The organism is Vibrio eleionomae, from assembly GCF_009874545.1.
Classification (GTDB): domain Bacteria; phylum Pseudomonadota; class Gammaproteobacteria; order Enterobacterales; family Vibrionaceae; genus Vibrio; species Vibrio nitrifigilis.
Genome location: NZ_WEKT01000030.1, coordinates 48,578 through 55,982 on the forward strand (window position 1 = coordinate 48,578; position 7,405 = coordinate 55,982).

At 41.1% G+C, this 7,405-nt stretch carries 7 protein-coding genes; 1 reads left to right on the forward strand and 6 read right to left on the reverse strand.

Features of this window, described 5'->3' with window-relative positions; all coding sequences use genetic code 11:
* Positions 1 to 34 precede the first annotated feature (34 nt).
* The 5 genes from hemN to F9817_RS15095 all read right to left on the reverse strand — a co-directional run bounded on the left by hemN (position 35) and on the right by F9817_RS15095 (position 5,242).
* On the reverse strand, positions 35 to 1,423 hold the full coding sequence (gene hemN, locus F9817_RS15075; protein WP_161156995.1) for an oxygen-independent coproporphyrinogen III oxidase: 1,389 nt from the start codon (positions 1,421 to 1,423) through the stop codon (positions 35 to 37).
* A gap of 194 nt (positions 1,424 to 1,617) precedes the next feature.
* Entirely contained in the window at positions 1,618 to 2,109 is a 492-nt protein-coding gene (locus F9817_RS15080) for a DUF2489 domain-containing protein (RefSeq protein ID WP_161156996.1), read from the reverse strand.
* A gap of 9 nt (positions 2,110 to 2,118) precedes the next feature.
* Positions 2,119 to 2,676, reverse strand: coding sequence for a Der GTPase-activating protein YihI (gene yihI, locus F9817_RS15085; protein WP_161156997.1), 558 nt, complete (start codon positions 2,674 to 2,676; stop codon positions 2,119 to 2,121).
* The gene (locus tag F9817_RS15090) at positions 2,676 to 3,314 is read right to left on the reverse strand and encodes a class I SAM-dependent methyltransferase (protein WP_161156998.1); all 639 of its coding nucleotides are present in this window, start codon (positions 3,312 to 3,314) and stop codon (positions 2,676 to 2,678) included. The genes yihI and F9817_RS15090 overlap by 1 nt, the downstream gene beginning before the upstream one ends.
* Positions 3,315 to 3,457: 143 nt before the next feature.
* Positions 3,458 to 5,242: a family 43 glycosylhydrolase gene (locus F9817_RS15095; RefSeq protein WP_161156999.1), complete on the reverse strand. Its 1,785-nt coding sequence runs from the start codon at positions 5,240 to 5,242 to the stop codon at positions 3,458 to 3,460.
* Between the two features lie 624 nt (positions 5,243 to 5,866).
* Here F9817_RS15095 and yihA point away from each other — a divergent pair.
* On the forward strand, positions 5,867 to 6,538 hold the full coding sequence (gene yihA, locus F9817_RS15100; RefSeq protein WP_161157000.1) for a ribosome biogenesis GTP-binding protein YihA/YsxC: 672 nt from the start codon (positions 5,867 to 5,869) through the stop codon (positions 6,536 to 6,538).
* Positions 6,539 to 7,217: 679 nt separating this feature from the next.
* Here yihA and spfP read toward each other — a convergent pair.
* On the reverse strand, positions 7,218 to 7,265 hold the full coding sequence (gene spfP / locus F9817_RS24605) for a small protein SpfP (RefSeq protein ID WP_438356636.1): 48 nt from the start codon (positions 7,263 to 7,265) through the stop codon (positions 7,218 to 7,220).
* Positions 7,266 to 7,405 lie beyond the last annotated feature (140 nt).

Here is a 7,405-nt window from a genome sequence, read left to right on the forward strand (position 1 = left end):
CACTCTTGTGCTGGTTTTTTATAAATATTAAACATTAAATAACACGCGAAAATTGCTGCTGACGAGCCTTAGCGCGTAAGTATTTATCAAAACACATACAGATATTACGAATCAGCAAGCGCCCTCGCAATGTCACTTCAATATACTGTTCATCCACGGTCACGAGCTGATCATCAATAAAGGTTTGCAATAGCGCTAGATCTTGCTTGAAGTAGTCATGAAAACGAATACTAAAGCGACGCTCTATCATCTGCTTATCCAGCTTAAAGTTACACATAAGCTGCTTAATGACTTCACGGCGTAGTAAGTCATCACCATCAAGAGATAATCCTTTCCACAGTGCGTGACGCATTTCATCGACTTGCTGGTAATATTTTTTCAGATCTTTTTGGTTTTGAGCATAAGCATCGCCAATCATGGAGATAGCAGAAACACCAAACCCCACTAAGTCACAATCACCCTGAGTGGTGTAACCTTGGAAATTACGGTGTAAACGACCTTCACGCTGTGCAATCGCCAATTCATCATCTGGTAGTGCAAAGTGGTCCATACCAATAAATTGATACCCTGCATCGGTAAGAGTCTCAATCGTTTGCTGCAAAATGGCCATTTTCTCTTCAGCGTGAGGCAAGTCAGCATCTTTGATTTTGCGCTGAGCAGCAAAAATATTTGGCATATGAGCGTAGTTAAACACAGACAAACGTCCAGGACGAATTTCTAATATGCGCTGTAGCGTTTTAGCAAAACTTTCTGCCGTTTGCTTTGGCAAGCCATAGACGAGGTCTAAGTTAGTTGACCGGAAACCCAGTTCTTTAGCGTGATCAACTAAATCAACAATAAACTGTTCATCTTGTTCTCGATTAATCAGTTTTTGCACTTCTTTATTAAAGTCCTGCACACCAATACTGATGCGATTAAATCCTTCATCGTATAAGTGGTCGAGAATATTGAGCTCAATTTCACGTGGATCAATTTCAATACTGATTTCGGCATCACCAGAGAAATTAAACTCCTCATGCAAGATCCCCATAACCCGACTGATCTGTGCTTTGCTGAGGAATGTTGGGGTACCACCACCAAAATGTAGCTGCGTCACTTCCCGACCTTGCAGTAACGATGCGCGCTGACGAATTTCTAGCTCAAGGATATCAAGATATTCATCAGCCTTTTCAGGGTGACGAGTCACTATTTTATTGCAGCCACAGTAATAGCAAAGCTTGTGACAAAATGGGATGTGTACATAAAGCGAAAGAGGTCGTTCTGGGTATTCAGTACACGCCATATCATATTCAGCAATCGTAAACGCCTCATGAAACTCTAACGCCGTTGGATACGACGTATAACGAGGACCTGAGTAGTTGTACTTGTCTAAAATGGCTTGATCCCAAACGATCTGCTGACTTGGCACGACTGACAACGACATGATAATTCTTTCCGCTAAAAAACTATGACAAAAATATTTTGCCACATGACGTGCATACATCAGGTGGCAAATTAGAGAAATGAGGACTTAATGTTCGAATTTGCTAGCTTGATCACTAACTAGAAGGTATTGGTAAGTCACCGATACCTTAATTTGAATCAGACAAAATCTAGAGCATTGAGCCCTATTATGAATTACACCAATTGGATATTAATCTGATTATTCAACGGAGCGATGCGCTGTTGAAGACCTTTAAGCTCTTCAACAATGGCATCATTGAGACGCGACTCCGCTTTCATTCGGGCCAGATTCTGCTGCATTCTTTCACGCTTAGGCAAAGCTTGGCGCTCTTCACCACGCGCCATATCTTTCACAGTATGGTAAAGCTCAGAAAGAGCGGGATAAGCTTGGTCGAAGTCCTCAACTCTCTGCTCACCTTGAACATAATCCATAATGCAATAGATTCGAATTGAAGCTTCAGAGAGATCACATTGACCATTGATACCCGCCATACAAAGAACATTCACACTATCGAAGATGTTCGCGTTGCGTTTTTCAATCGCTAACATTTGATGGTGTGCCTGTAATGCTTTCTGTCTCTTCAACTTCAGCAGAAGGTAACCCGCGTAAGACGCTAAACCGATAATGATGATGGCACCAATAGTGGCTAATAGGGTTACATTCATTACTTCACCTTAGTCTTTATATTGATTCAAATCGACGTCTTCAAACTGAGCCAACAACTCTTCATCAGTGTGAGTAAGATGAGTCGTTGCTTTTGGCTGTTCTGGTTCTTCTACCTCAGTATCATCTTCTTCATCGAAGAGACCTAATTGCTTCATCAGAACTTCAATACGATCAAGTTTCTCATCCACGTATTTTTGTAGACCAGCACCAAGCTTCTCGCCGTTTTCAACACGATCGAGCAACACATTGAGCTGCGCGTCATTTTCCAACATTTCCAGTTCTTGTTCTGCTGAAATACGACGTTGCTGTTTGGTCGGTTTTTTCTTCGCTTCAACCACCAATGGAATCTTCTTCTTGCTACCAAGACGAGGATCTCGCACCGTTTTACCGTGTTGATCTTTATGTGCAACAGCGTCAGAGTGGCGACTACCAGCTTTAAGACCTTTTTGCTTCTTCTGTTTCTTGCGCAGACGACCTTCTACATCCGCTTCACTGCGGTTACGGGTTACGATAATCTCTGCACTACTATTCATTCCAGGTTTTCTGGATTTCTTTGAGCGACTCATTACTGGGGCTTCCTCAGTAAAATTACATCATTGCCAATAAATTCAAGTTCGAGCTTGTCCCGCTCGGCCAGGAACTGGAAAGTCTCTCGACTAAAAAACACCACATGAGTCAAATCGCTCTTATAGTGCCATCCAGCAAACGCCTCTACGTTTTTGACCATCTTGGTCATTAGACCAATCCAGCCTCCAGGCTTAACTAAATTCAACCATTGCTGCCACACAGTGTGAGGATCATGCAGATGCTCTATCACTTCTGTCGCAGTCATAAAATCATACGTTTCGCTTAACACGCTTCTATCAGGATGGAAAAAGATGTCGTACAACGCAACTTGATGTCCGGCTTCTTCCAACATTATTGATAGGGTTGGCCCTGGGCCACAGCCAAAATCAAGTCCTCTCGATTGTGGCTCTAATCGCTTTATCATCGGGTCACCTACCCTAGATAGAAAACGACGATACCCCGCATCAGCAGGGTTATTTTCGTGTAAATCGTAAAACGCTTTTTCCCTCTCAGACGTTAATCGCTGTTCGGGATCCACGAAGACCAGCTGACAACGAGGACATTGAAGATAAGACCGAGATTTATCTTCAAAATATGCCTGACTTTCTTCATGATGGCATAAAGGACAAGTGTGCATAGCTGAGCTCCTCTAATGGGATGCGAAACATACCAGAAATCGCAATTAGAGTGGAGAGTTTACGTACAAATTCCCAAAAATTGATATAAAAATAGATAAAAAGCGGCAGAAAGACTGCCGCTATGCAAGTATTTACATCCGATCTACTCTTTTACTTCAATAAATGTCGCATCCGAATTATCTGAGATGTCACTTTCAGAATCTAACTTCAATTGGTAGTACTGATGGCGAATATAATAGCCAGGATAATTATAGGATTCATAAGATACATCACTGTCATCAGCTAACCCCTTTCGACGATAGAAAGTCGCATCTTCAGTAAACGTATCGCTACCATTATCATACTCAAGGTAGAGTGCAAAATTACGGTGGCGTAGGTAATAACCAGGGAACTTCACTGAAGCAAATGACACGCCACTGCCGTCGGCCAACCCTGGGACTGCATGAAACTCACTTGATGTCACAGGTTCAGGACTAGACTCTAACCACACACCATTTGCTCGGTAGGATAAAACCGTATCAGGATAATTCAGCGGTTCAATTTGCACCGTATCAGCACGGACTATTCGCCATTGCTGCTGCGAATGTCCTTGCGTCTGATGCTTTTGGCTCTTAACGGGTAAAGAGACTAAAGTTTGCCCTGTTTGCGCATTATTAATGGCATATACAGACTCATCCTCTGACAGACTTTTCAAATTCCAATATTGGTTCAAGCTATCATGATTTGACCACAATACAGCGCCCATACCATTATTGGATGCTCCATCCCCCATATCTAATACCTTGTGGGTTGTCTCATGTTCAATCTGATATTTATCATCTAAGGTGTGGTGGAAAATAAAACGTTGAGTTAAGGAGTCATCACATGGCTTTTGCACTAATGCTGAACCGTCGTAGCCATTGGAATGCAATGGTTGTAAGCATAAGTTTGTCTGCTCGTTTTTAATCAAATACTCTCCCGACAATCCTGCAGTTCCCACACCTTCTGTTGTTGGTGTAACCTTTTCTATATTTCCTTCATCGTCATAATACAACTTGTCCATCGCTACACTGCGTCGGTACTCTCCTCCATCTGGTAAATCAGCATTGTGATACACCAAATACCATTGATCATGATATTGAATAATAGACTGGTGACTTGTAGGCGAGCTGACATCATCGGCATCAAGTATCGTCCCCTGATAAGTAAACGGCCCCATCGGGTTATCGGCAGTCGCATAATCAATACGTTCTGGCCAACTAGCAGCATAAGATAAATAGTAAATTCCGTTTCTCTCATGTAAATAAGGCGCTTCGGTAAAAGAAGGCACCTGATCAGTGTCGATACTCTCGATATCCCCATCAAGCTCAATCATATTGCTTTTCAATTTCGCCATCTTAATGATGCCGTCATCTGTTGCATTCCCCCAATACAGGTAAGCTTGACCATCTTTATCAATAAAAACAGTAGGGTCGATATCAAGGGTTTCGTTGGGGGTCATGCTATCCGTGACTAACGCTTGGCCAATAGCATCATGGAACGGGCCGGTTGGTGAATCACTCACAGCGACCCCGATACCAAACCACCCATCATCGTCATTATTTACCGGAACATACCAATAATATTTATCTCCTCGCTTAATCACTTGGCCAGCCCAAGCATCAGAAGATGCCCAGCTAAATTCATCCAGAGACAAAGCTTCACCATGATCCGTCCAATTCACGAGATCTTGCGAAGAAAAGACGTGCCAATCGTCCATTACGTAAGCGCTTTCATCAATATCAGCTTCATCATGCCCAGTGTAGATGTACACCGTATCATCGAACACGGCTGCCGCCGGATCTGCTGTATATATATGCTTAACAATCGGATTACTTGCGAAGGCTAAAGTGGAACTCAAAATATAAGTCAGTGTTGCAATCTTGCTAGAACAGGTAATGAAATTCATCCTATGTTCTCCCTAAATAGAATATCTGATTAACATTAAATCCAACGATTCAATGTCGATGCTTCAGACTCTTTTTTAGGGTTCTCACTTCCTGTGAAGCGGTATCAAGATAAAGCTAATAACCCGATTTCTAATACTCCCTGTTCAGTCCGAGAAACCGGTGAAGCGCTACTGGCACACTCTAAATTCGCCCTATCCTGTACAACAAGACCAACTACCCCATTAATCTCGATTTATCAGAATGATATGCCAATAATTCGAATCATTTCCATAATTGGGTCTGTAAGTTTATTCACTGTATGATGAGTAAATTAAGAATCAATGTGCATATATTGAAAGTTTGATATTCAGCCTCCGAATTAAATCAGGTCGAGAGAACGATTCCATTTCTTAGTCCCCTTCCCCCCATCAAACACGAACCGCGAATTAGTCGATACATATAATTTCTTATAATAGTCATGATATAATGCGCGATTCTGCGTTGGAGCAATCCATATTTATTGCTCTAACACAAAAATAGCTAAATATTTTTTATGTTAATTCAACCAATTATATTTATTGGTTTGCGGTAAAAGTCGACCATAAAGAAAGACTGACGTTAAACGTCAAGATGGAGTAATCAGAGTGAGCGCTAAAATTCATTACCAAAACACGCATTTTGTCACAAGTGCCCCAGACATCCGTCACCTACCTGCAGACGAAGGCATTGAAGTTGCCTTTGCTGGTCGATCTAATGCCGGAAAATCGAGTTCTTTAAACCGATTGACCAATCAAAAAAACTTAGCGAAAACAAGTAAAACACCAGGACGAACTCAGCTTATCAACTTATTTCACGTTACCGATGGTTGCCACATCGTTGACTTACCTGGATACGGATTTGCTCAAGTACCACTTGAGATGAAAAAGAAATGGCAAAAATCTTTAGGTGAATACTTACAGCAACGCCAATCACTAAAAGGTTTGGTTGTACTAATGGACATTCGCCACCCTATGAAAGATCTCGATCAACAATTAGTTCAATGGGCCATTGAATGTGCTATTCCGGTACAAGTCCTATTAACTAAAGCAGATAAGCTTAAAAGTGGCGCTCGTAAAGCTCAAGTACTCAAAGTTCGTAAAGATGCGGCCGCACTATTTGCTGGAGACGTACAAATTGATGCTTTCTCTTCGTTAAATGGTTTGGGTGTTGATGTACTGCGTAAGCGCTTAGATGAATGGTACGCTCCAATGCTGGAAGTAACAGAATCTGAAACAGACGAAAACATCAGTGAAGGGAATGAAGACTCTCAAGCGTAAACTGATAACACGATTTTCTAAAAACCTACCGGCTCTGGTAGGTTTTTTTATATCTGTATACCCAACTGACCTCAAGGTTCAAGATTCAGAGCTTTATTCGTTCCTAGACTGTGTGACTGATGTTCAACGTAGAATAACTAAGTCTTCAAATCAGCGTCTTGTCTAAAAGAGAATACAGTCTCGCTGAAACAGCACTTTGAAGTGACGTAGGTATATGCATCTGATCCATATAAAAGTCCCCGCCGAAGCGGGGAAAAGGGAGAGAATGTTGAGATATTAATACTATTGCCTTAATAGCATTGACCCTATCATCATAAATTTCAATAACTCTCATGTTCCAATTTGATCCATACTCACCAAAAGAAAGCACATTAACATACTGAATTTAAACAACTTAAACTCTTAACGAACTATTTTTAAGCATCTTGCTTTGCGCCTATAAATAATAAAACTGTGAATGAAGCTTTATTACAAAACTGTCAAATTCATTCAGTTTATTATTTGAATCAATTGGAAAGGATTTCAACCACAATAGTGGCTTGGTTAATCAATAGACAAAAGAAAATAAGAGAACGGTGTGGGATAAAATCAAAAATGAAGGTAGCACGAAAGCTATATATTGCAAGGTATAGCGCACAATAAAAAACGCCCCAGTCAAAAACTGACTGGGGCGGCTGAATCAGCCTAATCCAATAACGTGAAACAAAAGGTCTGAAAGATAGAACATCTTACCTCTGTACCCTACGAGAGATAATGTACAACATTTGCTCAGAAATGAAAATACTTTTTGTAACTTTTTTTCATGAAAGTTTTGTTAAGTAACAGTGATTGAATTTTAATACCTTGTTTTTTAAAGCGACAAAAAAG

Bases quoted from the DNA above. Each gene is read 5' to 3' on its own strand.
- hemN (WP_161156995.1), bottom strand. From the start codon at position 1,423: ATGTCGTTGTCAGTCGTGCCAAGTCAGCAGATCGTTTGGGATCAAGCC.
- F9817_RS15080 (WP_161156996.1), bottom strand. From the start codon at position 2,109: ATGAATGTAACCCTATTAGCCACTATTGGTGCCATCATCATTATCGGT.
- yihI (WP_161156997.1), bottom strand. From the start codon at position 2,676: ATGAGTCGCTCAAAGAAATCCAGAAAACCTGGAATGAATAGTAGTGCA.
- F9817_RS15095 (WP_161156999.1), bottom strand. From the start codon at position 5,242: ATGAATTTCATTACCTGTTCTAGCAAGATTGCAACACTGACTTATATT.
- F9817_RS15090 (WP_161156998.1), bottom strand. From the start codon at position 3,314: ATGCACACTTGTCCTTTATGCCATCATGAAGAAAGTCAGGCATATTTT.